20 protein-coding genes are annotated in these 26,504 nt (G+C 57.7%); 7 read left to right on the plus strand and 13 right to left on the minus strand.

Annotated elements, in window-relative coordinates; genetic code table 11:
• The first annotated feature begins 177 nt into the window (after positions 1-177).
• Positions 178-423, plus strand: coding sequence for a photosystem I iron-sulfur center protein PsaC (gene psaC / locus ACZA91_RS11030; RefSeq protein ID WP_099532330.1), 246 nt, complete (start codon positions 178-180; stop codon positions 421-423).
• A 242-nt stretch (positions 424-665) separates the two neighbouring features.
• Here the strand turns inward: psaC and ACZA91_RS11035 are convergent, their stop codons facing one another.
• Together ACZA91_RS11035 and ACZA91_RS11040 are read right to left on the minus strand one after the other, a co-directional pair.
• Positions 666-1,859: an aspartate aminotransferase gene (locus ACZA91_RS11035; RefSeq protein ID WP_099532329.1), complete on the minus strand. Its 1,194-nt coding sequence runs from the start codon at positions 1,857-1,859 to the stop codon at positions 666-668.
• Positions 1,856-3,046 (minus strand): iron-containing alcohol dehydrogenase, encoded by a 1,191-nt coding sequence (locus ACZA91_RS11040; protein WP_463182345.1) that lies wholly within the window; start codon positions 3,044-3,046, stop codon positions 1,856-1,858. Before ACZA91_RS11040 ends, ACZA91_RS11035 begins: the two co-directional genes overlap by 4 nt.
• A 136-nt stretch (positions 3,047-3,182) precedes the next feature.
• Here ACZA91_RS11040 and ACZA91_RS11045 point away from each other — a divergent pair, with 136 nt between their 5' ends.
• Positions 3,183-4,394 (plus strand): hypothetical protein, encoded by a 1,212-nt coding sequence (locus tag ACZA91_RS11045; protein WP_463182346.1) that lies wholly within the window; start codon positions 3,183-3,185, stop codon positions 4,392-4,394.
• Positions 4,395-4,560: 166 nt separating this feature from the next.
• Positions 4,561-7,905, plus strand: coding sequence for an alpha-mannosidase (locus ACZA91_RS11050; protein ID WP_463182347.1), 3,345 nt, complete (start codon positions 4,561-4,563; stop codon positions 7,903-7,905).
• Positions 7,906-7,964: 59 nt separating this feature from the next.
• Here the strand turns inward: ACZA91_RS11050 and ACZA91_RS11055 are convergent, their stop codons facing one another.
• Positions 7,965-9,032 carry a hypothetical protein gene (locus tag ACZA91_RS11055; protein WP_463182348.1) on the minus strand — a complete coding sequence of 356 codons (1,068 nt, stop codon included), beginning with the start codon at positions 9,030-9,032 and terminating at the stop codon, positions 7,965-7,967.
• A 728-nt stretch (positions 9,033-9,760) separates the two neighbouring features.
• On the opposite strand from ACZA91_RS11055, the gene ACZA91_RS11060 reads away from it, so the two are divergent.
• Positions 9,761-10,612 (plus strand): tetratricopeptide repeat protein, encoded by an 852-nt coding sequence (locus ACZA91_RS11060; protein ID WP_099532323.1) that lies wholly within the window; start codon positions 9,761-9,763, stop codon positions 10,610-10,612.
• A 115-nt stretch (positions 10,613-10,727) separates the two neighbouring features.
• On the opposite strand, the gene ACZA91_RS11065 is transcribed toward ACZA91_RS11060, so the two are convergent.
• The 7 genes from ACZA91_RS11065 to ACZA91_RS11095 all read right to left on the minus strand — a co-directional run bounded on the left by ACZA91_RS11065 (position 10,728) and on the right by ACZA91_RS11095 (position 20,339).
• Positions 10,728-11,651 (minus strand): SPFH domain-containing protein, encoded by a 924-nt coding sequence (locus ACZA91_RS11065; protein WP_190532311.1) that lies wholly within the window; start codon positions 11,649-11,651, stop codon positions 10,728-10,730.
• A gap of 291 nt (positions 11,652-11,942) precedes the next feature.
• Positions 11,943-12,470: a transcriptional regulator NrdR gene (gene nrdR / locus ACZA91_RS11070; protein WP_463186426.1), complete on the minus strand. Its 528-nt coding sequence runs from the start codon at positions 12,468-12,470 to the stop codon at positions 11,943-11,945.
• A 298-nt stretch (positions 12,471-12,768) separates the two neighbouring features.
• Entirely contained in the window at positions 12,769-12,864 is a 96-nt protein-coding gene (locus ACZA91_RS11075) for a photosystem II reaction center protein T (protein ID WP_037216787.1), read from the minus strand.
• Between the two features lie 313 nt (positions 12,865-13,177).
• Positions 13,178-14,698 carry a photosystem II chlorophyll-binding protein CP47 gene (gene psbB, locus ACZA91_RS11080; RefSeq protein ID WP_190532308.1) on the minus strand — a complete coding sequence of 507 codons (1,521 nt, stop codon included), beginning with the start codon at positions 14,696-14,698 and terminating at the stop codon, positions 13,178-13,180.
• 252 nt (positions 14,699-14,950) lie between these two features.
• Positions 14,951-15,301 carry a hypothetical protein gene (locus ACZA91_RS11085; RefSeq protein ID WP_463182349.1) on the minus strand — a complete coding sequence of 117 codons (351 nt, stop codon included), beginning with the start codon at positions 15,299-15,301 and terminating at the stop codon, positions 14,951-14,953.
• A 50-nt stretch (positions 15,302-15,351) separates the two neighbouring features.
• Positions 15,352-17,739, minus strand: coding sequence for a protein phosphatase 2C domain-containing protein (locus tag ACZA91_RS11090; RefSeq protein WP_463182350.1), 2,388 nt, complete (start codon positions 17,737-17,739; stop codon positions 15,352-15,354).
• 20 nt (positions 17,740-17,759) lie between these two features.
• Entirely contained in the window at positions 17,760-20,339 is a 2,580-nt protein-coding gene (locus ACZA91_RS11095) for a GH116 family glycosyl hydrolase (protein ID WP_463182351.1), read from the minus strand.
• A gap of 342 nt (positions 20,340-20,681) precedes the next feature.
• Between ACZA91_RS11095 and ACZA91_RS11100 the strand changes: the two genes are divergently transcribed.
• Together ACZA91_RS11100 and ACZA91_RS11105 are read left to right on the plus strand one after the other, a co-directional pair.
• Entirely contained in the window at positions 20,682-21,881 is a 1,200-nt protein-coding gene (locus ACZA91_RS11100) for a peptidoglycan-binding domain-containing protein (RefSeq protein WP_463182352.1), read from the plus strand.
• 104 nt (positions 21,882-21,985) lie between these two features.
• Positions 21,986-22,591 (plus strand): peptidoglycan-binding domain-containing protein, encoded by a 606-nt coding sequence (locus ACZA91_RS11105; protein ID WP_463182353.1) that lies wholly within the window; start codon positions 21,986-21,988, stop codon positions 22,589-22,591.
• Positions 22,592-22,607: 16 nt separating this feature from the next.
• Here ACZA91_RS11105 and ACZA91_RS11110 read toward each other — a convergent pair whose 3' ends face one another.
• On the minus strand, positions 22,608-23,018 hold the full coding sequence (locus tag ACZA91_RS11110; RefSeq protein ID WP_099533734.1) for a hypothetical protein: 411 nt from the start codon (positions 23,016-23,018) through the stop codon (positions 22,608-22,610).
• Between the two features lie 651 nt (positions 23,019-23,669).
• On the opposite strand from ACZA91_RS11110, the gene ACZA91_RS11115 reads away from it, so the two are divergent.
• Positions 23,670-24,707: a hypothetical protein gene (locus tag ACZA91_RS11115; protein ID WP_463182354.1), complete on the plus strand. Its 1,038-nt coding sequence runs from the start codon at positions 23,670-23,672 to the stop codon at positions 24,705-24,707.
• Between the two features lie 301 nt (positions 24,708-25,008).
• On the opposite strand, the gene ACZA91_RS11120 is transcribed toward ACZA91_RS11115, so the two are convergent.
• Together ACZA91_RS11120 and ACZA91_RS11125 are read right to left on the minus strand one after the other, a co-directional pair.
• Entirely contained in the window at positions 25,009-25,827 is an 819-nt protein-coding gene (locus ACZA91_RS11120) for an MOSC domain-containing protein (RefSeq protein ID WP_463182355.1), read from the minus strand.
• Between the two features lie 36 nt (positions 25,828-25,863).
• Positions 25,864-26,295, minus strand: coding sequence for a Fur family transcriptional regulator (locus ACZA91_RS11125; protein ID WP_347278305.1), 432 nt, complete (start codon positions 26,293-26,295; stop codon positions 25,864-25,866).
• Positions 26,296-26,504 lie beyond the last annotated feature (209 nt).

The following is a 26,504-nucleotide window of genomic DNA, read 5'->3' on the forward strand; positions in this document are numbered from 1 at the left end:
CCAAATGACCCACAATGACTGGCCCCCGTCGTCAAGCTTGGTTTACCAACTTTAAATTTTTGCAACCTTCAAGGAAGCCACCAAAACTCGCAAGATACACTGAACGGTGATTTCAACGGATTCTCGGCACGATCGCCGTTTACTTCAAACCAAGGAATCGAAGGGAGTATTGCTTCAATGTCTCATTCGGTAAAAATTTACGACACCTGCATTGGCTGCACCCAATGCGTGCGCGCTTGCCCCACCGACGTGCTGGAGATGGTTCCCTGGGATGGCTGCAAGGCCGCTCAGATTGCTTCCTCGCCCCGCACCGAGGATTGCGTGGGTTGCAAGCGTTGCGAAACCGCTTGCCCCACCGACTTCTTGAGCATCCGTGTTTATCTGGGCGGCGAAACCACCCGCAGCATGGGCTTGGCTTACTAAGCCACGGCTTTTGATGTTGGTTGAAGTTGGCTTGGCTGAATTAGCGCATCTTTGCTGGTTGGCTAAGTTGTCTTGCCGGGAGTCTCGATCGCATCCCCCGCTGGGGTGGTGAACTTGGGACAACGTTGCAGGAATTTTTTAGATGATTTTAAGAGTACGCACCCTTTGCGTACTCTTTACTTTGCTGAACTTTGCTGAAGTTTGGTGGTTTTAGAATTTTGGCAATTTCCAATTAAACCGTTTTAAACCGTTGTGGCGGCCATGTCGTAGTGAATCCCAGCGGCAGCCAGGCGATCGAGCGCTTCACCCAATCGGGGCAAATCGCAAATCAAGCTGACCCGCACATAGCCTTCGCCCCCCGGGCCAAAAGCATTCCCCGGCGTGAAAACAACGCCCGTTTGCTCCAACACCGAAAGGGCAAAATCCGTAGAAGTCAGACCCGGCGGGCAGGGAACCCACAGGTACATGGTGGCGCGGGTGGGCTTCAGAGACCAACCCAATTGGTTAAACCGCTCCACTAGGAAATCCCGGCGCGATCGATAGCGTGTTTGCACCTCCGTCAGGTAGGTATCAGGCATCGAAAGGGCTGTTTCCGCCGCCTTTTGCAGGGCTGAAAAGATGCCGTAGTCCAAATTGGTTTTCAGGGTGCGCAACCCCTGGACAATCTCCGTGTTCCCCACCACAAAACCAACCCGCCAGCCGGCCATGTTGTAGGTTTTTGAGAGGGTGTGGAATTCCACGCCAATCTCCTTCGCGCCCGGAATTTCCAGCAAGCTGGTGGGTTGATAGCCATCAAAGGCCAGCTCGGCATAGCAGAGATCGTGAACCAACAGAATCTCGTGCTTGCGGGCAAAGGCCACGGCTTCCTCGTAAAACTCACGGGGGGCGGTGGCGGCGGTGGGGTTGCTGGGGTAGTTAAAGTAGAGAATTTTGGCGCGATCGGCCACGTCGTCCGGGATGGAACCAAAATCAATCAGCCAATCCTGTTCTGCCTTGAGCATGATCGTGTACAGATCAGCGCCGGCCAGCAGGGGCCCCCGGAAATGGGGAGGATAGGCAGGGCTAGGAACAAGAATGGTATCGCCCGGATTGATGTAGGCCAGCGCCAGGTGGGTTAGGCCCTCCTTGGAACCCAACAGGGGCAGCGCTTCGCTGTCGGAATTGAGCTTTACGCCATAGCGCCGCTCATACCAATCGGTGATGGCGCGTCGAAAGCTGGCGTTGCCCTCGAAGGGGGGGTAACCGTGGCCGTTGGGATTGTCGAGGGCTTCTTTGGCGGCGGCAATGACCGGGGCGGGCGCGGGGCCGTCGGGGTTGCCCATGCCCAAATCAATCAAATCTAGGCCCTGTTCCCGGGCGCGGGCTTTCAGTTCGTCAAGGCGAGCAAAAACGTATTGTGGTAGGACGCGCAGGCGATCGGCTGGTTGAATTTTCATGGCTGAGTGACCTCCTCTCCGGTGTAGATGGGGGCCGCGGCGATCGGCCCGCCATCGGGGCTGAAGCTGCTGCGGCAGGGGGCGAGGGTTGACACCAGGGCCGCCATCACTTGGTCGGCACTCACGGGGAAGGGGAGGTGATGAATATCCGATCGCTCATGGCAGGCCAACTCTGCGGCCTGTTTCAAATCCTGAAGTGTCATTTGCCCAAGGCCCAGGTCTTCCAGGCAGCGCGGCAACCCGATCGCCTCGTAAAAACTCAGCAATTGGGCCCGGGCAGCGGCGGCCAACTGACTGCCTTGGATCATTTCTTCGAGCCGCAGTTGGGCCAAAATTCCGAGGGCCACCTTTTCGCCATGCAGCGTGCCGTGACTGGCGCTGATGTGGGTGAGACCGTTGTGGATCGCGTGGGCGGCCACGGTGCGACATTGGGCCCCGCCCAAACCGCCAATCACCCCGGCCATCAGCACGGAAGCATCAACCACTTCTTGCCACAGGGGGCCGCCGGGTTGGGCGATCGCCTCGGCGGATTTTTGCAATAGCAAATCTCGCAACACTCGGGCCGATTGAACGGCGGCAACGATCGTGGTTTGCTCAGAGCGCCCGCTGCTGATGGCGGCTTCGTACCATTTGGCGATCGCGTCACCGATGCCCGCCACCAGGGTGCGAGTGGGGGCCGTCAGCACCAGTTGATAATCCAAAATCAGCAAATCGGGGCAGCGATCGAGCGTCACATCATACAAAAACGCTCCCGATTCGGAATAAACATTCGAGAGGGCTGTCCAGGCGGCGCAAGTGGCTCCGGAACTGGGAATCGTGGCGATCGGGATTTTTAGCTGGTGGGCCACCAGTTTGGCCGCATCCAGGGCCTTGCCGCCGCCGGTTCCGATCATGTAGTCCGCTCGATGGGCCTTGGCCGCCACGCGCAGGCGTTCCAGGCTGCTTTCACAGCAATCGGGCAAATAATTGGCGGCGGTGCTTTTAGCCCCGATTTGCTCCAGGATCGGTTGCAAAGGAGGTAATAGGGCTGCTAGGGAGCGATCGCCCCCGATGATCAAGGGTCGCTTGCCCAACCGGGCCAGTTCTGCTCCTGCCTGGGCGATCGCACCCCAACCGCGTGTCACCCTGGCCGGGGCGATCGTTAAGGCTGGAATTGGCACGGTCACGGCAATAGGAGCAGTCGGCATGGCAGTCACCCACTACGATTAGGAATTGACCAGAAAGTACACTTTACTCTATGGCGGGAATAGACAGCGCACGATCATTTTTTGGCTGTCGTTGGCTGTTGTTGGCTGTCGCCAATGGTGACCTTATCGAATGTTGTTGCGATCCAATTTTCAACTCTGGCGGTGGCGGGCGATCGCGGCGCGCTGCTCAAGCCTTGGCCTGCTCTCTCTACTCTTAGGTTGCGTCAGTGACTTGCCCAAGGCACAGTTACCGAGCGTTACAGAACTGCCCAACGATCGGGACACCCTGATCGTGACCACGGACATTAACAATCAAGGCCCCGACCCATCACGGTTGGCATTTTATACGGCCGATTTACAAACGGGCTTGGTGGCTCGCTGGCTGCTGCAAAACGACGTGGAAATTGAGCAGCCCAACAAAAATCAAGCCCTAATTGAAAATGGCCCGCCCGTTTTGTTGCGGGATGGCAGCGGGTTGATCTATCAAGGTGTATTTTCCGGGCGATCGAGTCCCTTTTTGATTACGCCCCAAGGGGGAGTGCGATCGCTCACCGTTCCCCCCGCCGCCCAAAGCTCCAATGGCCGGCGGGCCTGGAGTGCCGATGGCCGTTGGTTGGCCTATGAACGAATTGAGTCGCGTGGTGAAGCCACTTTTTCGGAAATTTACTTACTCGATCGGCAAACGGGCCAACAGCGCCTTTGGCTCGCGAACGATGATGCCGATCGGGAAATTCGCTGGATGAGCTGGTCTCCCGATAGTCAGCGCCTGGCCGTTGCCCGCTATCAACTGGGGCAAGAGGCGGTGGATCTGACCCTGCTGGATTTGCAAAAGCCGCCCCAAGTGCTGATTCGGGAAGGGGAAACCACGCCTTTTCAAGTGCCCGAAGTCGCCATGTACGACTTCCAATGGTTACCGGATAGTCAGCGGCTGAGCTTTTTAAATCACCGCAACCCGGCCGTGCGCGGCAACGACGATCCGCTTGATGAATTTTTGAGTTTTCAGTGGCTTTTTCCCCAATCGTCCGGGGTGAAATCCCAGTCCTCAATTTGGATTTTAGATACTCGATCGCGCCAATTTCAGGAATTGCCGCTGGTGACCCAAGGGGAGCGCCTGGGGGATTTATCGGCCTATACCTGGTCACCGGACGGCCAACAACTGGCTTTGGTGGCCGGCTTTGCGGGCCCCTGTCGGCGGCTGGTGACCGCTGGTCAGGTCACCTGTAGTGACCATATCTATGTGGCGAGTGCGGATGGTCGGCGGTTGCGGCAGTTAACCCAGGTGGAGCAGTGGCCGAGCTATCGGGTGTTGTGGTTTTCTCCCCAACGTCCTGCGGGGCCATCATTCTGATGGCAACTGATTTAAGCCTGAGTTCTGCCTGATTTGAACTTGATTTGAGCCTGATTTGTATCTCAGTGGCCTCAAATTCCGTGGATAGTGAACGAGCCAGCGAAAGAGCGACGGGAGAATGGCCTTTAAATTGGAGAAAGTATACATACACTGAGCCTAGCTTCCCGTGACTCCGCAGAATTCTGAGCCTTGGCAGTTCTCGATTGATCGGCTGCGTTCCCTCACTCGATATCGCTGCCAAACCGCTTGGCAGGGGTGGCGAGGGGAATTGCGCCTAGATTGGGCCTTGGATCCCGATCGGTGGTCGCGTTGGCCGCAGATGGCGGTGAATGACAAGGGCCACATCCCTGTGGCGGCGGGGCGATCGACCCTGTGGTTGGCCCAACGGATTGTGATTCCGGAATATTTGGCAGAACCCTACCCGATCGCGGGGCTGACGCTGCGACTGGCCTTGGGTTGGTGGGCGGAAGTGGCGGAAATCTATCTGAATGGGCAATTTGTCCAAGCGGGCGATCTCTTCGATCCGGCCTGTCGGCGGTTGCTGAGCGCGGCGGCGGAACCGGGCATGGCGTTTGATTTGGCGATTCGATTGGTGTCACCCGGCCATGATCAAGGGGCGCTGGTGAAGGCAGAGCTGATTTTTGAGACGGCTTCTTTGGTCGATCGCCTGGATCCGGGAACGCTGGCCGATGAGTTGGCGGTGGTGGCTCAGTTTGCCACTTTGGAATCGCCCGATCGCCCCGATCGCGCCAGTTTGGATCAGGCGATCGGGCAAATTCACTGGGCGGCCTTAGCCGATCGGGTGGCCTTTGAAGCCTCCCTGCAACGGGCCCGCCAAACCCTGGTGGCCGCCGGTTGGGCCGACTGGCTCAAGCAGCGACAAATTCACGCCGTGGGCCATGCCCACCTGGACATGGCTTGGCTCTGGCCCGTGGCGGATACCTGGGATGCGGCCGATCGCACCTTTCGATCGGTCTTGCAGTTGCAAACGGAATTTCCTGACCTCACCTTCACCCATTCCAGCCCGGCCCTGTTTGAGTGGTTGGCGGCCGATCGCCCGGCCCTGATGGCTCAAGTGCGCGATCGGGTTGGGGAAGGGCGGTGGGAACTGGCGGCGGGACTGTGGATTGAGCCGGACTTGAACTGCATCAGCGGCGAATCGATCGCCCGCCAAATTCTTTACGGTCAACAATTTGCCCTGAACCATCAAGGCCAGTGGGTGGCGGATCAACCGGCCCGGATTGCCTGGTTGCCCGATACCTTTGGGTTCTGCTGGCAATTGCCGCAACTGTTGCGGTTAGGGGGCATTGATATTTTTGCCACCCAAAAACTGCGCTGGAACGACACCACCCGCTTTCCCCACGAGGTCATCACCTGGGAAAGCCCCGATGGGTCGCAAGTGTTGGGCTGGATGTTGCCGCCCATTGGCACGGACGCGGATCCCCTGGCGATCGCTCGGTATGCCGTCGATTGGGAACAGGCCACCGGCCAACCCACCAGCCTTTGGTTACCGGGGCTGGGCGATCGAGGAGGCGGCCCCACCCGGGAAATGCTGGAGCAGTGGCAGCGCTGGTCTGCCTCTCCCCTGTTCCCGCAGCTAGGGTTTGGACGGGTGACCGACTTGGGTGCAAAACTCGCCGCGATCGACATCTGGCCCCGCTGGCGCGATGAACTGTATCTGGAGTTTCATCGCGGCTGCTACACCACCCACTTGGATCAAAAGCTGGCCAACCGTCGCTGTGAAGGACTGCTGTATGAAGCGGAACTTTGGTGGTCTTTGGCGGAAATGGCAGGGCTGGTGACTCCCGAGTTGGCCACCGCTGCTTTTGCAGACTTAGAGCAGGCCTGGAAACGGGTGCTGTTTAACCAATTCCATGACATTTTGCCCGGCACTTCGATCCCCGAAGTCTATGAAACGGTGAATGGGGATTGGCAGGTGGCGGAAGCCGGAGCCTTGGCCGGGCGCGATCGCGCATTAAGTCACTGGTGCGCTGCGATCGACCTGACCCAACCGCCCGTGGCCGGAGCTTCCCCCGTGGTAATTTTTAACAGCCTCAGTTGGGAGCGATCGGGCGTGGTGGAACTGGCGTTGCCCCCGGGATCTTGGCGAGCGGTGAGTGGCGATGGGCAACCGTTGTTAACTCAGCGATCGGGGCCCCGGGGCGATCGGTTGTTGGTGCAGGTGAATGACTGTCCCGGCGTGGGTTATCAATGCCTGTGGTTAGTGCCCGATGCCGAACCCACGATGGTGGATTTGCAACATTTACCCAGCGAGCCGCCGATTCTGCAAAATCCCTGGTTACGGGTCACGATCGATCCGATTACCGGCAACATCAGCAGTTTGTTTGACATCATCCAAAATTGCGAAATCTTGTCCGGCCCCGGCAACGAGCTGCAAGCCTTTCGGGACGCGGGGCAATATTGGGACGCTTGGAATATTGATCCCGCCTACGAAACCAACGCGCTGCCTCCGGCTCAACTGTTGGATTGGCGATGGGAAGAGTCCGGCCCCGTGCGCCAAGTTCTGCGAGTGCGACGACAGGTGGGGCAATCGGTGATCGCTCAAGATTACGTTCTGGAGTCCCGATCGCCCCTGTTGCAAATTCGCACTACCGCCCAATGGCAAGAAACCCAAGTGCTTTTAAAAGCCGCCTTTCCCCTCAGTGACGAACCGGATCTCGCCACCTACGAAATTCCTTGCGGGGCAATTGTTCGCCCCACCCGACCCAGCACCGCCGCCGAACAAGCGAAGTGGGAAGTGCCCGCCCTGCGCTGGGCTGACCTGGCCGCCCGGTTAATTGCGGATCATCCTGCTGTGCCTGGGCGATCGACCCCCGATGTGGCCACCGATGCGACCCCTGATGCAACCCCCGATCGGACTCCCCAAATTGCGGATCCCACGCCGCAGGATGTGGCGGCCTGGGGGGTGAGTTTATTAACCACGGGGCCCCATGGGTTTGATGCCAAGCCGGGGCAATTGCGCCTGAGTTTGTTGCGATCGCCCTGTTGGCCCGATCCCCACAGCGATCGAGGTACCTGGGAATTCACCTACGCAATCTATCCCCACTTGGGCGGCTGGCAAGGGGCCCAGACGGTGCAGCGATCGGCCGAGTTGCAATCACCGCTCTTGGCCTGTTGGGTTCCTGTGCCCGCCACTGAGGATCCGCAATTAGCCGAAGCTGCGGCCGATTCGGCGATCGCGCCCCAGTTGCCCACCCAAGCCACCTTGCTCAACTTGGGCTGTGACTATGCCCAACTGATGGCCCTCACCCGCCATCCCCAACGGGCCGATCGCTGGGTGTTGCGGCTTTATGAAAGTGTCGGCCGATCGGGTCAGTTGCACCTGACTAGCGATTTGCCCTTGACCTGGGGCGATCGGGTCAATTTGTTGGGCGATCCCCTGTCGGACTCTACCCCAACGCCCATAGCAACAACCCCAGCAGACCCCGCCAGCACAAAGGCGATCAAGCCCTGGCAAATTTGTTGCCTGGAACTCGATCGCCTCAACTAATCGCTCCCAATTGAACTTATTTCCCAGACTGGCTGGGAACCACGGTCTCCGTTAGCCGCCTAGGATTCCCTTGAAGATTCGTGAGCCTCGCCCTCCGGAGCCGCGCTGCGTGGCCGCGGTTTCGATGGCTTTTGGTCTCCGTTCCGTTGGGGCCGTGGTGTGGCGGGCCGAGTCCCTTCGGGCCGATCCCCCGGCGGGCGATCGTTCCGATTAAACCGGCGACCTCCGCCGCCCCGAGGCTTGTGGTTACCCGTCGGCTTGCGGGGTTTGCGGGGGGGCATTCGTCGAATGGATGTACCCTGCACGATTGTCAGCACATCCCCTTCTCGCTTCACCTCCACATCCCAGAAATGGCCCACGGCTCGCTCACCCAGCACGCCCTTCAAGTGGATCTTGAACGCCTTCGCCTTGTCATCGGGGCGACGCGGCGCTTGCTGGATGCGCATGGTTACCGCCTCTTGGTCGGCCCGATGGAACATCACCTCGCCTCGGATCGAGAAAAATTCTTGATCCACCACGGCTGGTTCTAAAACCGGCTCATCGGATCCTTCCGGCGGCTTGCGGTGCAAGGTTTCCGGCTCCCAAACGCCCACCACTTGCAAATGCAGGTGATTTTCACGGGTGCGCGGATAAACCACCCACAGGTGTTCCTTATCGAGGTCGATGTGGTTTTTGACAAGGCTCATGACCCGGCCCAGCAACACCGCATCGATCTGGATATCGTTTTCCACCACCAAAGCACCCTTGGTTAGGCGCTCTTCGGAAGGCAGATAGCGACCTCGCACCAGCCCGATCGCCCGGTATTGCATGGGGTCACTGGGGGGTGGAATGGGATGCAGTCGCAACCCAAGGGTGCTGTCCTCTTCCGAGACGGGAGCGGCTTCCTCCGGTTCCACGGGTTCCGGCGTGGCGGCCGGTTCGGGGGTGGCGGTTGGGTCTCGCCGCACGGGCTTGGAAATACTAACGATTTTGGCGGACTCTTTTTCCGATTTAGCGGCTTCCTTGCGAGGGGCTTCTTCGGCTTGAGCGGCAGGTGGATTGGGACGGACGGGGGGCGGGTTTGGCCGCTTGGGCCCGTTGTTCGGTGTGGATGACTCGGCCGCAGGCGGCTCAGACGGGGGACACATAAGACCTCCTTGCAGGGGACGGAGACAGGAGCGAGGAACAGAGATCAGTTCGGCGATCGGTCAGCGATCGGTCAGCCCGGCGATCGGTGCATCACGGTGCGCATGACGATGTGTATGACACTGGATCAGCGCGAATCAGAAATGCAAATCAAAAATGCAAATCAGGGCGATCGCGCCACAGCCATTGAAGATCATTTGGCAAAAATCATTTGGCAAAGATCCTTCAGGGCCGGGCCTCAGCCAGCTTCCCGAGATGAGCCAAGAAATGAGCCAAGAGACCTCAGACGAAACCGATTCGGAACTGATATTGACGGGGCCAACCCAGGACTCACCCAAACCCCTGGAATGGCATTTTCCAGAGACCAATCACCCCATGGGTTCATGGGGAAACTGAAGGTGACGGCTCAAGGGCCAAGACCCGGGGGCTGTCAATCTGCCTATTCTACTGAATGCATGGATAGCCCAAGGGAGTCAGAAGATTTTTCTGGTTTTTTGGGAGTTCGGGGAAGCGTTGCCGATTTAGACTTGACCTCAAACCCTGATGTCATCACCATTTGAGCGAAATTAGGGATCGATCGCCGCATGGGGTTTGCTCGGTTGCCGAAGGGATCGGATCCAAGAATTCCTGTCGGTTGAGAGCGTGTGGATGTCAAAATGTCGGGTTACGGCCCCCCAAGAGACTCCCCAGCCCGGGGCGGCTCTTCCGTCAGGCAAACGAGGCAAAAACTGTGACGAATCAAAAGCAAAACCGTTGGCTCACGAGCGCTGTGCTGTTTTTGGCGCTACTCGCTTTTGTTGGACTGTCGGTGCTGCCCTTGTTGGGAGGCCTACGCCAAACCCCCAATTCTGCCGCCAGCCCGGGAACTAGCCCGGCCAGCTCGGAGCGCGATCGACTCATGAATGAGGCCAAGGGCTATGAGTTGGTGCTGCAACGGGAGCCGGACAATCAAACGGCCCTGCGGGGGCTGTTGGAAGCCAAGCTGAAAATGGGCGATCGCAAGGGGGCGATCGCGCCGTTGGCCAAGCTAGCGGAGCTGAACCCTTCCGAACCGGACTACGGCATTCTGTTAGCCCAAGCCCAGAAAGAGGCGGGGGACTTGGAAGCGGCGGCAGCCACCTACCGCACCCTGCTCGATCGCCAGCCCAACAGCCTCAAGGCCCTGCAAGGATTGGCCACCCTGTTGGTGGAACAGCAGCGCCCCCAAGCGGCCGTGGGTTTGGTGCAGGAGTCGTTGGATCAGGCGATCGCGGCCAATAAAAGCAAGCCCAACAGCGCCGATGTGGTATCAATTCGGCTGCTCTTGGGCGAGGTTTACGTCAAGTTGGAGCGGTATGACGACGCGATCGCTGCGTTTGACAAGGCCCTAGAGGGCAATCCCAAGGATTTTCGACCGGTTTTGGCCAAGGCGATCGTGCTGCGCAACCAAGGCAAGACTCAACAGGCTGAGGAATTGTTTGCAACGGCTGCGGGGTTAGCACCCGATCGATTTAAAGATCAAATTCGCAAGCTCGCTGCTACGGAACCCGGCGCTGAACCAACCCCCGCCGCCAGCCCCAGTCCGTCGCCCGCACAGCCCTAGGCTCTGGTTGTCATTGCCTGCAACCCAGTGAAAGCGGTCGATCAATGCGTACCCTAACGGCCCCAGACAAGGGGCTTAAGCCCCTTGCTCCAACGATCCGCGCCAACCAATCGGCCTAAGCGCCGCCCGGGCCATCCAAGTCTGCGAAGTCAATTTTGCCATGTACATGGTTGTGGCGAGCGGGGGTTGATTCCTCGCCTTCCATGATGCCGTTGACGGTTTCCGTGAGGGCTTTGGGATCCATAAAGATCACCTTGGAGTTGGGGCTTTCGCTAATGCGCTGGCTAGCGTCCACATAGCGCTGAGCCACCAGGAATTTCACCATTTGCTCCAAGACCCCCTTGTTTTGGGGACGATCCTGCATGGCGGCCGAAATGAGCTGCACCGCTTGCACAATCCCTTCCGCCTCAGAAACGGCGGCCCGCTTGCGCCCTTCCGCTTCGGCAATGGCTGCATCGCGCTTTCCTTCTGCCTCTTGAACGGCGGCTTGACGTTCCCGCTCGGCAATTCGGGCCCGCTCCATGGCGCGATCGATCTCTTCAGGGCGCTTGATGTTTTGGATGGCCACCCGCAGCACCTTGATGCCCCACTCAGTGGTAATCGTATCGAGGCGCTCCAGCAGGTAATTATTCAATTCTTCAATTTTGGAGAAGGTCTCCTCTAGATCAATTTGGCCGAATCGGGCGCGTAATTCCGTCAAAACCAGGTTTCTGAGGGAATCATCTAGATTATCAACGTTGTAGTAGGCGGCTTTTAAGTTAACGATGCGCCAAGAAACGAGGGCATCTACCTCGATCGCCAAGCCGTCTTTGGTGATGACTTGCTGGGGGGCGATATCCAGGTCGCGTTCCCGCACGGTTTCGACAATCAGCGAATCCACGAACGGAATCACAAAGTTCAATCCCGGATCGAGCGTGCGTTGATAGCGACCGAGGCGCTCAACCAATGCTTTATTTCCCTGTTCAATCACCCGAGCGGAGCTGGCAAAATAGCCCAAGCCCACGGCGAGAGAAACGAGTAGCCCCAACACTGCATCCACTTTGATTCACTCCATGCTTAGGTGCGACCGTTGGTTGACGCTGCAACCAATGCCGATATTTGGTCTTGCCACTTTGGTTTTGCCACTCTTAGGGGCATTTGACAAGCGGCCGGGCCCCCTGTGTGGTTGGGGGATGACAGCGATCGCCCCAGAAATCTCCTGGAAGGATCAAAAAATGAATTCAAGATAACCCAAAAAAGATAGTCAAAAAATAATCGAAATTGCTGATTGCGGGGCTTTTCGTGACTCTTGCTGGCTGTTTCAGGAATGGCTGCCTCAGGAATAGCAGCTTCAGGAATTATGGTCGCCGCCCAGAGCAACATCCTCCAGAAGGGAGGTGGCCGTTGGCCAAATATGCGCTTCAGCCCGCTCGGCTCGCAATCGATCGAGGGTTTCCACAAAATCCCGAATGCCCTGAAATTGCTGATATACCGAGGCAAAGCGCACGTAGGCCACTTCGCTGAGCAATCGCAACCGATCGAGCACCAGTTCGCCTAATTCATTGGTTTTCACTTCCCGAATCGATCTCTGTTGGACTTCCGCTTCAATTTCGTCCACGATCGATTCCAACTGTTCTACGCCAATGCCAGTTTTTTCACAGGCGCGAATTAACCCCCGCAGTAGTTTTGAGCGATCGAACGATTCCCGCCGCCCGTCTCGCTTGACCACAGCGATCGGCACAAATTCCACCCGTTCGTAGGTTGTGAAGCGCCGTAAACAAGCCAAACACTCGCGCCGCCGCCGAATGCTTTGTCCGCCTTCCGCCGCCCGCGATTCAAGCACCCGACTATCCGTGTGATGGCAGAACGGACACCGCACAGGCATCACCCCTCATAACAGAACCCGAGTGACAAACCGTGCGATCGAGTTGCCCCACAGACCCTCCATCCAAACGATTCATCACTCGGGTTGAACGGTGATCATGGTCGATCGAGCCACCGAAGGGCTAGCTCCCAACCCTAGATTGGGCGATCGGGCCAACGATCCAAATATCAATACAGCCGATATGGCTAATACAGCCCCTGGCGCTAATGCCGCCAAGCCGAATGTCGGGAAGCTCAATATCGTGAGGCTCCGTGCAATCAAGCTCAACGCAGCCCATGCGGCCAAGCCTTGCCTACTTGCCAATCCGAGGAGGCTCGCGGAAGGCAATTGCAAAAAACAACGTCCCGATCGCCAACGCCAAAATCAAAATGTAGGCAACGCTTTCCATCGTTCATTTCCTAACAACTTTTCCTCAGTCTATCAAGCAAGGGTCGAAAACGTTCAGTTTCCAAAATCCCGTCAAATCAGGATTTACAACCTGCAACAATCTTCTGAAAAGGAACTTCCGAAAAAGAACTTTCGAAAAAACCTGGGGCTGGCACTGAAGACAAGCTGCCCAGGGCGATCGGCCCCACTGCCCAACACCCCCAAAACACAGCGGGAGAGCCTGGAATCCCAGACTCTCCCGTTAATTTTTGGGCTACCAAGGAGTCAGAGTCTGACCCTTAGCACCCCAAAGCTAGAGTGACCAAAGCCAAGCCCTAGACCGACTCCTTACGGGTGGTCAAGTCGCCCAGTTTTTGGAACGCACCAAACTCGATTTGTTCGCCCAGGTCAGCTTCAATCCCAGCAAACACGTCGCGGAACAGCGTCCGAGCACCGTGCCAGATGTGACCAAAGAAGAACAGCAGCGCAAACGAAGCATGGGCGAAGGTGAACCAACCGCGAGGGCTGGTGCGGAACACGCCATCTGCATCGGTGGTGTCGAACTCAAACGGTTCGCCCAACTGCGAACGGCGAGCCAACCGCTTCACATCCGCCGGGTTGGTGAAGGTTTGGCCGCCCAGCGCACCGCCGTAGACCTTAGCCGTGACACCGCTTTGCTCAACACTCAGCCTCGATTCTGCACGACGGAACGGAATGTCCGCACGCACCACACCATCCGCATCGGTCATCACAACCGGGAAGGTTTCGAAGAAGTTCGGCAGACGGCGCACGTTCAGTTCGCGACCTTCAGCATCGGTGAACACCGCGTGACCCAGCCACTTCTTGGCCATGCCGTCGCCGCTGTTCATCTTGCCGACGCGGAACAGACCGCCCTTGGCGGGGCTATTGCCCACGTAGTCATAGAAAGCCAGCTTTTCGGGAATTGCCGACCAAGCTTCATCCAAGCTCTTGCCAGCCGCCACATCGGTTTGAACGCGACGTTGGATTTCCTGTTGGAAGTAGCCGCTATCCCACTGATAACGGGTGGGGCCAAACAGTTCGATCGGGGTGGTGGCGTTGCCGTACCACATGGTGCCCGCAACCACGAAGGCCGAGAAGAACACCGCAGCGATACTGCTCGACAGCACGGTTTCGATGTTCCCCATCCGCAGGGCCTTGTAGAGGCGCTCGGGCGGACGGACGCTCAGGTGGAACAGACCGGCAATAATCCCGACAATCCCCGCAGCGATGTGGTGGGCCACAATCCCGCCGGGGTTAAAGGGGTTAAAGCCATCGGGCCCCCACTCGGGCGCAACGGGCTGGACATGGCCAGTGATGCCATAGGGGTCAGACACCCACATCCCTGGTCCAAACAGACCCGTGAGGTGGAATGCACCGAAACCAAAGCAGAGAAGACCAGACAAGAACAGGTGGATGCCGAACATTTTCGGCAAGTCGAGGGCGGGTTCGCCCGTGCGGGGATCGGTGAACAGTTCCAAATCCCAGAACACCCAGTGCCAAACGGCTGCCAAGAACAGCAGACCCGAAAGGACGATGTGGGCAGTTGCTACGCCTTCAAAGCTCCAGAAGCCGACGTTGGTGGCAGTTTCACCCGTGACGCTCCAGCCGCCCCACGATTCGGTCACGCCCAAACGCGCCATGAAGGGCAGCACGAACATGCCTTGCCGCCACATGGGGTTCAGAACGGGATCGCTCGGATCGAAGTTGGATAGCTCAAACAGCGCCATGGAACCGGCCCAGCCGGCCACGAGCGCTGTGTGCATTAGGTGTACGGCAATCAGTCGGCCTGGGTCATTCAGGACGACTGTATGCACTCGATACCAGGGTAGTCCCATTGACTACGGCCTCCTCAATCGTTGGTGATACAGCAGTGCAGTAAATCGATCGCCTGTTATGGAAGTCGCGATGCAGTTTCTCGAAAGAATCCGTTAAGGCAGTTATCTAAAAAAGTGTATAGAGTCCACATACCGATCGCAAGCAAACGGGGAGGCCGATCGCCCTGTGATGGCGGCAATGGGTGATTGGCAGGGGAATGCGCCAGCCGTTGTTGACGGTTGGGGATCGAGACCGTGGCGATCGGGGAAACCCTAGAACTGGCCGGCTTTTTGGGTTTGAAAGTGGGCTTGGGCCAGGCTCAGCCGTTCGATTACCTGGTCGGCGCTGATTAAACGGGTGAGCAGCACTTGCCCAATCGGCTGATTGAAGTTGCCGTCGCCCGTGGTGGTCGGTTCGGGCTTGACTTCGATGGTGACGATGTTGAACTCGGCTCGATACAGCCAGAGCACTTCGTCCTGCTGGGTGATGGAGAGGTGGGTGCGTTCAATGCGGGGCCCGCGTCGCCAAGCGATGGTGCTCCAGGGGCCATCGGTGCTCCAAACGCGCCCAACAACCCACCCGTCCGCAAGAAAGAAATATTTCCAAGATTCAGTGCTGTTCATGGCTGTCCCCGGGGAGGCGATCGCAAGTCCGCGCTCAACTTATCACCAATTCACGGCGGGTTGTTGACAGCATCGGGAGTGATTGTCGAGGCTTGGCAGCCGTTGGGCAAGGGGAGGGGAGCGGCGGCCACAACGCGATCGCCCAAGTCCGCTTGGCGGGCCCAGAGAGTTGCACCGCTGGCAAGAGAACCGTTGGGATTGCTGCGGCCCAGGGTACAGATTTTGAGTTCCACCCAGGTCAGTCCCGGTGGCGGCCCAGAGGGGCGATCGCCGGTTGGTGGGCTGGTGATCGGGGTGGCCGTTGGGGCGGCTGTTGTGGGGACGGGGGCGATCGGCAAGGAAATGCGCAGAATTTGAATGGTGCTGTTGGGGGGTAACCAACCAACCAGGGTGGTTCGATCGGGCCCGTATAACCCCAGGGCGGCAGCTTGGGGCTTGATTTGCAGCACCTCGCCCACGTTCAGAGCCATCGGGCTGGGTACGGGGCTGGGTGTGGTGTTGATCCCACTGGGCGAGGCGATCGGGGTGGGGCTAGGAGCCGGGGTATTGGGGGCATTGGCATCGACCAGTTGCCGCACCAGGGGCATGATCACCAGGGCCAACAGCCCACCGCCGAAAATGACTAGGGCCAACAGGCTGAACCAGCGGCCAACCCAGGGCGATCGAACCAGGGGCGATCGGCCCTCAGGGGGAATTGGCGAGGGTTCCACCGAAGGAGTCACCAGTTCCGTTTGAGGCATTTTGGCCACCACCGAGGGCAACAGGTCATCCCCTTGAAAACTATTGGGGTTATTGGGGTTGGCGGCGGGCGAAACCTCCAATTCCCGATCGAGCGGTGGACTAGGAACCATCACGGGGCGGCGCAGGCGGGCTGGATCCGGCACGAGCTGGCGCGTGGCTCCAATTTGCACCAGGCTGATGGTGGCGTTGTCGTGGCCATTGTGCTGATTGGCGAGGGCAATCATTTGGGCCACGGTTTGGCCGGGATCCCCTTGGCCCCAACGCACCGGGAACTGGTCACGCCACGATCGCTCGATCAGGTCAAAATCGCTCACCCCATCGGAGCAGAGGACAATCGCGCAATCCTCGTCCAGCACCAGGCGGCGCACGCTGGGATAAAGTTGCTCAGAATTGCCCATGCCCAAGGCCTGTACCAGGGCCCCGGCGGCGCTGATTTGCAACAAATCTCGATAGAACCCAAGACCCAAACGGGTTTCGCGGGTAGCCAGGTCATCATCCAAGGTCAAGGCATGGCAGCCCGTGGGCGTGATTTGATAAGCGCGGCTATCGCCCACATGGGCAATGTACAGCCATCGATCGATCACCAGAGCCAAAACCACCGTGGTGCCCATCCGTTGGCGCTCGGCTCGCCCCTCCTGCACATTGCGCTGGGTAATGACGGCATTGGCCAGCCCGATCGCCCGCAGCAGGGTGGCATTCACCAACTCAGGACTTGGGGGGGCTTGGGCGGCGGCTTCCACAAAGGGCACTAACTCGGTGGTGAGCTGTTCGATCGCCCAACGGGAAGCCACGTCCCCGCCCTCATGGCCCCCTAGCCCATCGCAGACGATCGCCAAGCCCAACCGCTGCCCTCGGGTCTGATCTTGGCTGAAGGGATAGCAAGCATCTTCATTGCGCGATCGGCTCGGCCCCGGGTCACTCAGGCTGGCCACGGCCAGCTCCACGGGCGCATCCTGGGCCGCCACTTGGGTGATGAGCTGCTCCAAATTCGCCACCAGAGTCGGCGGATCGCAATTACCCAACGCCACCTGTTGCAACAGGGGCGACACCAAAGATTCCAAGGCCGGATGGGGCCGCAGCCGTTGCACCCACCAGCGCCCCCACTCGGCCCAACTGGGCGATCGCCCCGCATTGTCCTTCAGGGCCAGCAACCGCACCCAGCCGCTCCCCACCCGCAACCGCTCCGGCTCCAACAGGGTGGCCGTGACCCCCGCGTCTTGCAAGGGTTCCCAGAGTCGCGCCACTTGCCACAGCCAATTCAGTTGGCGCAGGGGTGTGGCCTTGGCCCATTGGTCAACCAACTTTGGCAGCAGGGATCCATCGGGGCCGATCGGGGCCCCTTCAAGCAACAAAATGGCTTCCCGGCTAAAGTTCGACTGTTTGACAACGCCGTAAATTTGGGGCACTTGGGGCCGATGCTCCACCAGCCGCAAATAGCTGAGAAGCAGGCGCGTCACCTCCCCAGGTACTTCGGGCACTTGGCCTGGTTTGCCGTCCAAAAAGCGCCGATCGCCCAAGTAGTAGTAGCGATTGGCGAGCCAAGTGCCGGGAGCCAGCGACCGCAGGTCGGATCCAATCCCGTAGAGGTATAGATGCAGCAGCGGAGCACCACAGGCAGCACAGACCTTGGCCGAGGCGGGATTCCCGTGACCGCAGTGGGAATTACTGCATTCGATCGACCCGATCGGCACCGTCATAGCTCCTCAATTGCTGCTCCCTAACGGGCCGTTAAGGGCGCAAACTCCGTCAGAATGCCATACATTGCCCAAATGGCCATCGGTCGCAGGTAGGTACTGGCCCGGAAGGTGTTTTGAGCCGTAATAGCCTCCGGCGTTCGGAATTGCAAGCCCCCGCTATAGATTTGGTTCACAACGGCGGCGGCCACTTCCATGGCTTCCTGCTGGTAGCCCATTTGCAACCAAAAAGCCGCTAGCCCAAAGTTAATTCCTGTCCAGACTTCTAACGGATGGGTGGCCTTCGGGTTTTCGGGGGAACCATCGGGCAACACGCCGTTGGCCACCCCCAGGTTAGGCAGGTCGTGGGGAATGTTCCACCCCAGTTCCCGGGCCCGATCGCTCCGACAGAAAGCGTTGAACTTGACGAAACAGGAGTCATAAACCGTTTCGATCGTCCTGCGAACGGCGGCGCTGTCCACCACATCCGGCAGCCCCAGCAATCGGGCATAGAACTGACCACAAAGCTGATCCGCCATCACCACGTCGGAACCGCTGCCGGTGTCGAGCCGATAGGATTGCCCGTTCCAGAGGGCCAGATGATAAACCGATCGGGCTTGGGTGAGCCAGTCTTGGTAGGTGGCCAGGGTGGCCGCCAAGCGGGAGCGATCGAGGGCGGCGCGGGCCCGGTCTGATTCATAGGTTAAATCATCCAAATCCGCTTCCAGCAGCACTTGCCCGATCGCGATCGCCGCTTCCAAGGCCGCAATCCACAGGCCGCCGCAGTAGGCACTCACGCCCACCAGTCGCCAATCATCAAAGGTTTGGTCGGGTGCGCCGGAGTTTTCGGGAATGCCGTCGCCGTCTTGGTCAAAGGTTTTTAGGTAAGCGAGCGATCGCTCCACCGAATCCCAGCAGTCCACCAAGAATTGCCGATCGCTGGCCCCCGTGAGTTGATAGTCCCGGTAGACCTGCAACACGAAATCGCAGGGTAAATCCTTCCACAGGTTGCAATCCTGATAGCTGGTGTAGTTGGTGGCTTCCCAGGGATGTTCGTTCGGTGCGCCCAAATCATGGGGGGTGGCATCGGCAATCTTCCGAACCGCCGCCGCCCGGTTATAGCCAATGATTCGAGGGGTGGCATCGGCCGTGGGAATTGCCCGCGCAAAGGCTCGCATCACGGCCTTTTCCAGCTCGGGCCACAGCAACAGCAGCCCAAAGGAACCATAGAGCCGCACATCTAAACTTTCATACCAGCGGTAATCCAGACATTCGGCCACGGCGAACTGGCCCTTGGGATCTCGCTCATCGGCGGCACTCCAAACGGTGGCCCCGGCCGTCAGGTCGTATAGCTCATTGAGAAGGCCCATTTTGAACCAATCGGGCCAGTCGGGGCGATCGAGCACGGGTTTTTGCCAGGCAATGATCCCTTCGCGCCAGGCATCGTAATGCTTCAGGGCGGTGCGGGCGATCGACCAGGCCCCTTGACCATTGCGCCCGAAAAAGTCCGTGTAGCGCCGATAGTAGGTCACGCCGGCCTTGAATTCCGTGGTGGGAAAGTCCCAAGCCAAGATGAAGGGAATTTTGCGAGTTTTGCCGGGTCGGAGGGTGAAGCGAACGGCGATCGCCGCGCCAATCCGTTCACCGGCCTTGGCGGGCCGATCGTCGCTTTCGTCGGACAGGTCACCCGATCGGGAAAAATCGCGCCACAGATCCGAACCATCGCCAGCCGGATTCCAGCGGGTGTGGTGAAACACCTCCACCGCCGGGTTTTGCACCGTCATCAAGGCCCATTGGCCCATCCCTTCGGCCAGGGGGCGATCGCCCGGATCAATCAAGCCTTCCAAGTTCAGGAGCGTGCAGCCCACCCGCGAGAAATCTTCAATCCAGCGGTTAAAGTTCCCCTCGCTCTCGCCCCAACGAGGTTGATATTCATACTCGGGGCTGCCGTCGTCCCGCACCGTAATTTCGGGATTCTTGAGGGCATTGGTGAACCAACCCACCGTGTTTTCCCAACTGAGCAGAATACTGACTGTAATGGGGCGATCGGTGGGGTTGTGGGCCGTCCACTCAAACACCGCCACGGGATAGCTGGTTTCTTGGTAGTTGCCCGCCAAAATCGGTGAAAACTGTTCGCAGGTGAGGTGGGTCTGCAACACGTTTTCGTAGGTGAACCAACTGCGCGGGTAGAGCGCCGAGTAAGTGCCCGTTGAGCGCTCGGCCGTGGAGGCGGGATACCAAGCCCAATCCCCCAGACTGCCATCGGCGGGTGGTTCGCTGCTGAGGGCATAGGTTCGGGGTAAGTCGCCCTCTGCTTGCTCAAAAACCGCAAACTGACAGCCGGGCAGGTTGGCAAACACATGCTCCCCGCCGTCCATGTGCCAAAAGTTAAATTCACCCCGGGGCGATCGACCCAAGGAGCCGGCCCCAAACCCACCCAAGGGCGCACCATGCCAGGGGCCATCGTCCAAATTGCTGGCATAGCGGACGGTGTAAGGACGTTCCCAACCAAGGCCGATCGGGCGGCTCCAAGCGCATGGGGGGATCGACCCGGCGGAGGGGTGACCGGTGGGGGGCGCGATCGGGGTCGCGGGGGAATTGTTTGTGGGATTTGCCTGAACCATGCCCAGAATTCTAAGGTCTTTTGTTCGATCGCGCCTAGGACTTTGGTTGAAGATTCGACGGTTAATCAGCGTCTGACGCGAAGATCACCTGACGAGAAGATCACCCCGATTCCCACCCCCATGCCCGATCGCCCGGTGGCTCCCACCTTGTGTCTGAGGTCTGTTCTCCAGTACAACGGGGATGGATGATTCTGCAACCAACATTCACCCATTCCCGATCGTCGTTCAACCAATCGCTGTTCAATCGATCGCGGTTGAATGAAAAAAATTCGAGTCGTTTAGCACTCCAGTCAGAGTCAAGAATTCAGTTTAGGAACTCAATCCACTTTTGATGGGCTTGTTATGGAAAGCTGGGCCTATTTGCACTATGCCCTGGCGTTAGAGGCGCTGGATGCCCCGGAACACCTGGAAGACCAAGATCAGGGAACTGATCAGGTCACCGATCGGGCCACGGGGCAGCTCAATCGAATCACCTCGGGCCGAATGCTTCTGGGGGCGATCGCCCTTGGGGTGTTGTCTTGGCCGCTTCTGGCCGAAGGGGCCCAGGCCTATAACAGCCTGCGATTTGGCGATCGGGGCTTGGCGGTTCAAAATCTTCAGCAACTGCTCAAGGGGGCCGGGCTGGAAGTGCCGATTACCGCTGAGTTTGACAGCGCCACGGAACTTGCCCTGCGCAATTACCAACGGCGCACCGGCAAGCTCACCCCCACGGGCGTGCTCGATCGCACCAGCACCATGATGTTGATGGCGGCCAATGGTGCGCCCGCCCGCCAAACGCCCGCCCCCTACTTGGTGCGCGGCGACCAGGGCCCTTCGGTGCAAGTTCTGCAATGGCGACTGCGACAGGCCAGCACCTTTAACCTGCCCCTGTTGGTGACTGGAACCTTTGACGAAGCCACCCGCACCGCCCTGTTGACCTATCAGGCCCAGCACCGATTGCCAGGAACCGGCGTATTGGATTTGGAAACCCAAGCCAAGCTTGATGCGGAAACGGTGGAGCCACGCAATCCTTGGCGATCGGACGGCCGCGGCGACACGGGCAACACGAACGATCGGGGGAATCAGCCGGGTGGTTGGCAGCCGGTGATTAACCGTCCGCGCCCGGTGGCTCCGGTGGTGCTGCCCCCGAGCGCTCGCCCCAACTCCGAGGTCAACACAGGAAGTTATGGGACCCTGACCGCGCCGATCTATGGGGGCGAAACGAGCGATCGCGTGGCCACCCTCCAAGGCAAGCTGCGCACCCTGGGCTTCCAAAAATCGCGCACCAATACGGGCCATTTTGGCAAAGTCACCCAAACAGCCCTGGTTGCCTTCCAGCGATCGCGTCGCATTCCCGCCACCGGCTACGTGGATGCAACCACGGTCAATGCCCTGGCCACCGTGCCCGTTTCCGGCCGCCGAGGCTCTCCCTATTTGCCCGTGAAGCGCCATGTGCGCCGGGCCCGAAACTGGGTGCGACCCGCGACCGATTCCAGTTGGCAGCCTGTTTATAATCCCTGTTGCGTGCGAATCTGTGGCTCTGGCTATGGCGGCTGGCAGTGATTCAACAGTGATGCTAATTGCAGTTGAGTCTGTGCCCCCGGTTGCGGACGCTTCGGATTGCTTAGGTTCGGATTCTTTGGATTCTTAGGTTTGGCAAATTATCTATGGAAAGTCTTGGCTATCCCCACTTGGCAGCGGCCTACCGGTCTGATTTCCTGGAACTCCCGTCCCTAGAAGCGGCCCTCAGTCGGGCGATCGCCTGGGAGCGGCTGTCGTCCCAAGGTTGGTTGCGCTTTTTGTCGCTGCTGTTGACCGTCAGCATTCTGGGCGCGGCGATCGGCCCGGCCTTAGCCGCTGAGCGTGCGGGTGAAACCCTCCGCAGTGGTGGCGGTGGCGGCGGCGTGGGCGACGGCCCCGCCTTCGTCAATCCCGATCGCCCCGTCACCAAGCCCCTGCCACCCATCACCGTTCGCCCTTGCCCCACCTTCAAAACCATCAGCAGCTACGTTTACCGCCCCCCTTATCTTCGCAATAGCGGCGGATGGGGCGCGGGAGCCGGCCCCTGCTATAGCTGTGTGGGCGGTCGCAACGTCAACACCAGTCGTTTGCAACAGCGGCTGAAAGACTTGGGCTATTTCCGCTTCCGGGTCACGGGGTATTACGGCCCGATCACCGAAGCGGCGGTCAAGCGCTTCCAACGGGACTCTGGCTTAGTTCCTGACGGGGTAGCCGGGCCGCGCACCAAGGCGGCTCTGGGTCTGTTGGGCTAGGTTTGACGCGATCGCCCTAACCCAAATCCCGCTCCAGGGCGATCGCCCATTGGGCCGCGATATCAATTTGGGTGAAAGGAATTTTCATGGCTGGGCCGCTGTCCTTGCGCACCAGCTCCAAAATCACCTGCTTGGCTTGAGTGGGATATTTCTCGGGGTTGATCGCCTGGCCATCGGCCATGAGCACCACGCCCTGCACTTGCTCCAGGGAAAGCCGTTGCACCTCGATCGGCCCCTTGCGGTTGGGAATGCCCCAAACCAATTCACGACCCTTTTGGCCCAAGACGGCGTAAATGTCGTATTTGGCGCGATCGAACCCTTTTGCCCAAATTTTGTAAGCCTCTAGCCGTTGGTATTCATTCCAACCGGCATAGGCGAGACCAATAAACAGCCCCAGGAGGGGCAGCCACATCAAACCATGTTCCATAGGGCCGTTGCGGGGGTACGAATTGGATAATTTGGGAGATGATCTTGCTGATTTTACGGGTCTTGTGGATGTTGTGGATCGCCTAGGGTCGAGCACCTCGTTGAGCACCTCATTGTTTTGGTCCGAGATTGCAATTCAGATTTCCAACCCAAATCTCATTTTAAGATTCCCCAACCACGATCCTGAAGTTTACTTGAATTAATTAATTACAGCTTTTACCTCAAACGCAACAGAGACTGTCAATTGAATAGTTTAAGGATCCGGCAATGCTCGCATGACTCTAGTTGCGGTAAAATTTCCTTAGACGGGGTTGTTATTCCGTAGTTACAGAAAAACATCCAAAATACCGAGCCTAGACCATAGCTTCCTAATAACACTCTGCCTAGAAAGCTTTTCCCGTGCTTGTTGTCTAACATATAATTAATTTTCTCACTTCAAATTATTTTTTGACCATATAGTAAAGAAATACAAAATCCATTCTCAAGAGATCAGGAACGCTAATCGTTTTAGCTGAATTCTCTTGTTGTCTTTCCCGTCTATAAACTACTTGGTTTTAATTCTCTAGAGTCATTGCAACCCCGTGTCTTCTTTTTAAGAAAATAGGTGTTAAGCGATTAAGCAATTTGTCCATCTATTGAGGTTCGTGTGGTTATGAAGGAAGCTGTTGTTTTTGTGCCAGGGTTTGATGCTAAGTGCCAGAACTATTACCTTGATACATTTCTAGAGCCTGGGTTGCTAACCCAACTTGAAGACATCAATATTCAGCTTGATCCTGAAGAGGTCAAGATTCCGGGGCAAACGGGCAAGCGTTTTCTCTGCCAGCTCGAAGGTGGAGAAAAAACGATGGATATTTACGAGGTCTACTGGAATGACTTGGTTGATCACCTGAGTGCTAAAGAAATTCGGCAACAATTATGTCGAGGTTTTGCCATGATTGTCTACTGGGCTAGCAAAGGCTGGAAGATCATGAAGATATCTCCGGTCTTCTTTATTCAAACCAGTATCATTTTGGTGCTGGTGCTGCTCTGGTATTTCGGCATTGTGGTGCTGGTGCTGGCAGCTCTGGCCGATCAAACAGCACTTAAGTCTATTCCCTGGCTACAAACCTTTTTGGATCCCGTCATTGGTTGGGCAACACATGGCTTAGGTTGGCAAATCTGGCTAGTGATTAGCACTCTGCTGGCAATTTTGCCTGTCTCTATCAATCTAGTCATCGACTTTACCGATTTCTTCATTACTTACCTGAAAAATGAGTCGAGTGAGGGTAGCCCTCCGGTCAGGACACTGCTCCGCAAACGGATTAAACAGGTGGTTGATAACGTCATCAGTGAAGGTTCTTATGAGCGAGTAACTGTTCTATCCCATAGTCTGGGAGGACTATTTGCTTCCGACTTTATGGCGGATTATCACAATCAACAGGGCAGGCAGTTCCGCTTCATTACCTGGGGGAGTGCCCTCGAAAGCTCATCCTCAGCAACCAATTGGATGGAGTCAGAAATTAAAAAATGCCTGGAAAATCCTCACGTCGAGCGTTGGGACGACTTTTACTCAAACCAGGACTGGTTTTGTTCGAGGGTGCCAGTCCCCAACGATCATCCCCAGCCTAAGCTGGTGTCTAAAGAAGTCTCCTTTAAAGTTTCGTTATTAAAACAATGGAGCGGAGAATCTCATATGGAATATTTTTTTTGATTCTAAAGTTCTTCGACATTTAGTGATTGGCTAGTTTTCGTACTTTCCTGACAAGCGTCTTATAGTTCACAGTTATCTCGAAACGTGTTAGTTAGTAGCACGACATTCTTAAAATACTGGGTAGTCAAATTTTAAAACCTCTGCTGGTTAAGAATTTGGTGATTTTAAAATCCAGCACATTAAACTTTCTGTGTTACTACAAAATGATCGTTGATTAGCTCCTCTTGAGAAGAGGGGCTAAGGATGAGAACTTCTAGTCAATTTATTCAAGAAGTCTAATGAATTGGAATTGACCCATTAGCTAATTCATTAGCGTTAACCGATCTCCCACTTGTAACATCCTAGATTTTTCGTTGGTAGAGGCAGAATCGAGGTCGATCGCCGGAACTTGGGTATTGATGGCCAATCGGTAGAAGTGATTAAAACGCGATCGCTCGGCCCAAGGTGGCAGGGTGATTTGGCGCTGGGCCATGAAGGTTTTTTGAAATTGAGCCGTGGGTTCGCCGGTTTGGCTGTTTCGGGTGGGGACAATGCAGCGTTGACAGGGATTCGTGCCCAGAAATGGCACTGCGCCAATTTGAAACGGGATCCCGTTGCCAGCGGTGCTGTAGAGCTGTTCTTCCCAAAAAGGCTCCACCTCGTCAATTTCCAGGTTGGTTCGCAGCCGATCGCGCAGTTCCGCGACGGTCAAGTCTGGAAACCAACTGGCCACCGTTGCGATCGACCCTGTGCTAATCAAGGTGGGGCCCCAAGCGGCCGGATCATCGGGAAAGCCGGCCTCGTGGTTTTGGGCAATGGTGACCGGTTGCTGAAAATAGTCGCTGAACCAGGTGGCTAATGCTTCCCGATCGCGATCTAAATGGAAGGTGGCGGCGGCTTGAGAGCCTGCTTGTAAGCGCAGGGTGACGAGACGTTGGGCTAGGTCAAAGGTCGATCGAATGTGGTGAATGGCGGCGTTGCGCTTGCCGTTAATGAACTTGCCTTGGGTATCGAGCAGGGCAAATTCCCGATCGCCCACTAAGGATCCAGCCGCCGTCAGGGCAACCCGATCGACCGCGACACCATCCAGGGACTTGATCGGAAACAGGGTGATGCGGGCCAGCCTCGGGTGGGTGGACATGGGGGAGTAGAGGGGTGATCGATGGGGCAACTGGCACTAGCTGGCCTGGGCAGACTGCTGATCGTAGCCGTAAAAATCGATCCGATAGTCAGCGATCTTGACCCCCGTTTGGGCCTCGATTTGGGCAATCAGCTCCGGTGGCAGGGTCACATGCACGTCAACAATTCGGCCGCTGTCTAGGCAGTTGATGTGGCTGTGGGGGTCGCTAATGTTGCCGTACAGACGACCATCAGCCCGATCGATACATTCCACAATGCCGTTACGGGCCAAGGCTTCCAGGTTTTGGTAAACCGAGGTGTGGCCAATGTCTTTGCCCCGCCGATTCAGTCGGTCATAAATTTCCCGTGCCGATAGGTGCTCCTGATCGTCCCATAGCAGTTCCAAGATGAAGCGGCGCTGGCGACTGACGCGCATTCCCAGGGTTTGGCAGCGTTCTAGGGCATCATCAAGCGATCGAATGGGTTTCACGGGCGGCTTCTCAGCAGAACGGGTTAGACAACTGGGTTTGAGGGCAGGTTCAGGGACGGGCGAGAGCGCGGACGGTCTCTTGACAGCGGCGGGCCGTTCGATGCCGGGGGTGGCTGTCAGGGGTGTAAACCGCTGGGAGATGGGCGATCGGGGCTGGCGTTGTTGCGAGCCTTTACCACATCAGGGGGCTATCTCATACCCGGACTGAT

This window comes from Limnothrix sp. CMB-01 (assembly GCF_055193175.1).